This is a genomic window from uncultured Faecalibacterium sp. (assembly GCF_900066275.1).
GTDB lineage: Bacteria > Bacillota > Clostridia > Oscillospirales > Ruminococcaceae > Faecalibacterium > Faecalibacterium taiwanense.
The window spans coordinates 27183-30720 of the sequence record NZ_FMFG01000028.1; the positions used below are offsets into that span (position 1 = coordinate 27183).

Here is a 3538-nt window from a genome sequence, read left to right on the forward strand (position 1 = left end):
TACAGCGCACGCCCACCGCAAGGCCCTCGGTGCGGGTAAGCGCCAGTGCCACCAGCGCGATGCGCACCGTCTGCTCCGTAAGCTGGCTGAACACATTGGGAGCTACATGCCGTCGGGCGATGAAAAAACCGCGCAGCACCGCCGAGACCGCCATCCACGGCATTCCCAGCGCTGAAACGCGCAAAGCACCGACGGCGCGGACATCGCCAAGCCACAACCGGGCCGCAAGATCCGCTGTCGCCAGCTGCAGTGCAGCGGCAAACAGCCCCAGCACAAGTCCTGCCGCCAGCAGACGGCGCAGCATGCCGCGGGCTGCACCATGGGCGGAAGCTGGGCCGCTGAGTTCCTCGGCCATGAGCCGGGTAGCCGCCACCGAAACGCCCGCCGTTGCCAGCGTGACGAACAGTGAATACACCGCCAGCACCAGCTGGTAAAGGCCCATCCCCTCGCCGCCCAGCTCGTTTGCCAGCCAGATGCGCAGGCCCATGCCGGCCAGCCGCAGCACCACGTCTGAACCGGTGAGCAGCGCCGCATTTTTCAAATAGCTCTGCCGCATGGCGCACCTCCTGCCGGAATGTTCCGGTTCCAGCATATGAAGCGGCGGAACAGGATATGCAAAAGCAGAGCGGCGCGGCGGGTTGTTTCCTGAGCGCTTTTATGGTATAGTAAAGGGGCGGCTTTTATATAGCCGTATTCTGTTTAAGGAGGAAGCACACGGCAAACGCCCCGCGCCCGCCGTGCGCAAAAAGAGAATGAGCGAAGAATGTACCCATGACTGCTCCAGCTGTGGAGCAGCATGTTCTTCCCGCGATGCAGCGCCCAAGCACGATGCCCCCAACCCCAACAGCAGCGTCAAAAAAGTCATTGGCGTTGTGTCCGGCAAGGGCGGCGTTGGCAAGAGCATGACCAGCGCTCTGCTGGCCTGCGCCATGGCACGCCGCGGCTACCACTGCGGCATTCTGGATGCCGACATCACCGGCCCGTCCATTCCCAAGCTGTTCGGCATCCATGGCCGCGCCATGGCCGACGACAAGGGCTGCTGGCCCATCCAGAGCCGCATGGGCATCGATGTTATGAGCATCAATCTGCTGGTGGAAAACGAGGAAGACCCCGTTGTGTGGCGCGGCCCGGTCATTGCCGGTGCTGTCAAGCAGTTCTGGACCGATGTGGTCTGGAAGGACGTGGACTTTCTGTTCGTGGACATGCCCCCGGGAACCGGTGATGTGCCCCTGACCGTGTTCCAGAGCCTGCCGGTGGACGGCATTGTTGTGGTGGCAAGCCCGCAGGAGCTGGTGAGCATGATCGTGGCCAAGGCCGTGAACATGGCTGAAATGATGAAGGTACCCATGCTGGGCATCGTGGAGAACATGAGCTACATCGTCTGTCCCGACTGCGGCAAGCACATCAATGTGTTCGGCGAGAGCCATGTGGATGAGGTGGCTGCAAAGCACGGCCTGCCCGTGCTGGCCAAGTGTCCCATCGATCCCCAGCTGGCTGCGCTTTCCGATGCCGGTATGATCGAGACCTACGGCGGCGAATATCTGGAAGGTGCCGCCGATGCCTGCGAAAAGCTGCTGAAGAAGTAAAAATCGTTTCTCTGCCCTGTGCCGTTTGCGTGGTGCAGGGCTTTTTGTTTGCAGAAAATATGGCTTTCTGCGCCTGCGGAATGCAGCAAAATGGAGAAAAGACGTTCTTTTCCGTATTTCTTTTGTTCTGTCGGCGCTTTAAAAAACAAGGTTCTGTGCCGTTTTTTTCTTTTATTTTTCGTTTTGTGAAGCGGTCTCAACTTTTCATCTGTTTTTTTGAAGCATTTTCTGCTTTCTCGCTATTGTCAAACCCACAGAAATGCTTTATAATAATAAAGCGGTCTGCAGCCATAAGCAGACCGGTGTGTAAGAACGGAAATCCGGGATCGTCCCAAAGCGTTTTAGCAGCGCGTCCGCTGTGCGGCGGGCTGGGCGGTCTCGTCTTTTTCAAATTTTATAGAGTAATTGGGAAAAGGAGTATTCTACTATGCTGACGAATGAATACCTGAAGCGCGTTTACGAAGGTCTGGAAAAGCGCAATGCCAACGAGCCTGAGTTCCTGCAGGCTGTGCGCGAGGTTCTGGAGAGCATCCAGCCCGTTGTTGAGAAGCACCCCGAGTACGAGAAGGCCGGCCTGATCGAGCGTCTGGTCGAGCCGGAGCGCATCATCACCTTCCGTGTGCCTTGGGTTGACGATCAGGGCAAGGTTCAGGTGAACCGCGGCTACCGCGTACAGTTCAACAGCGCCATCGGCCCCTACAAGGGCGGCCTGCGCTTCCATCCCTCTGTCAATCAGGGCATCCTGAAGTTCCTCGGCTTTGAGCAGACCTTCAAGAACAGCCTGACCACCCTGCCCATGGGCGGCGGCAAGGGCGGCTCTGACTTCGACCCCCACGGCAAGAGCGACATGGAGGTCATGCGCTTCTGCCAGAGCTTCATGACCGAGCTGTACCGCCACATCGGCCAGTTCGTGGACTGCCCCGCCGGTGATATCGGTGTCGGCGGCCGTGAGGTCGGCTATATGTTCGGCCAGTACAAGCGCCTGACCAACAGCTTCCAGGGCGGCATGCTCACCGGCAAGGGCCTGACCTTTGGCGGCTCTCTGGCCCGTACCGAGGCTACCGGCTATGGCCTGTGCTACTTCACCGCTGAAGCTCTGAAGTGCATGCGCAACGACAGCTTTGAGGGCAAGACCGTGGTCATCTCCGGTTCCGGCAACGTTGCGATCTACGCCTGCGAGAAGGCCACCCAGCTGGGTGCCAAGGTCGTGACCATGTCCGACTCCAACGGCTATGTCTACGATCCCAACGGCATTGATCTGGCCTACGTCAAGGATCTGAAGGAAGTCCGCCGCGGCCGTATCAAGGAGTACGCCGAGACCCACGAGGGTGTAACCTATGTTGCAGATTGCACCAAGGTCTGGACTGTCCCCTGCGACATCGCCCTGCCCTGCGCAACCCAGAACGAGATCAACAAGGAGTCCGCTGAGGCTCTGGTGAAGGGCGGCTGCACCGTCGTGTGCGAGGGTGCCAACATGCCCAGCACCCCGGAGGCCATCGAGGTCTACCTGTCCAACGGCATCCTGTACGGACCTGCAAAGGCTTCCAACGCAGGCGGCGTGGCCACCTCCGGTCTGGAGATGAGCCAGAACTCCGAGCGCCTGAGCTGGGCCTTTGAAGAGGTCGATGCCAAGCTGAAGGGCATCATGGAGGGCATTTTCCATGCTTCCTACGATGCATCTGTGGCTGCCGGTTCCGAGGGCAACCTGATGGTCGGTGCAAACTGCGCCGGCTTCCTGAAGGTTGCAACCGCCATGATGGCACAGGGCATCACCTACTAAGTCATACCGCGTCGTCTAAGAGCCGCGCCCGCAGGGGTGCGGCTCTTTTTGGGTATAACCCCGCCCCGCTCTGCCCACACTGGCAGTATCTTATGGCAGAAAGGGAGTTTTGTATGGACGAGCAGATGTTTTGTTTTCAGTGTGAGCAGGCGGCGGGCTGCACCGCCTGCAC

At 59.3% G+C, this 3538-nt stretch carries 3 protein-coding genes; 2 read left to right on the forward strand and 1 reads right to left on the reverse strand.

Annotation, left to right across the window (positions count from 1 at the left end; translation table 11 throughout):
- Window positions 1-556: oligosaccharide flippase family protein (locus tag QZL71_RS09565; RefSeq protein WP_294648587.1), on the reverse strand; the 556-nt coding region annotated here is incomplete at its 3' end.
- A 196-nt stretch (window positions 557-752) separates the two neighbouring features.
- Between QZL71_RS09565 and QZL71_RS09570 the strand changes: the two genes are divergently transcribed.
- Window positions 753-1586 (forward strand): Mrp/NBP35 family ATP-binding protein, encoded by an 834-nt coding sequence (locus QZL71_RS09570; RefSeq protein WP_044953699.1) that lies wholly within the window; start codon window positions 753-755, stop codon window positions 1584-1586.
- A gap of 427 nt (window positions 1587-2013) precedes the next feature.
- Entirely contained in the window at window positions 2014-3366 is a 1353-nt protein-coding gene (gdhA, locus tag QZL71_RS09575; RefSeq protein ID WP_294648588.1) for an NADP-specific glutamate dehydrogenase, read from the forward strand.
- Window positions 3367-3538: the final 172 nt, after the last annotated feature.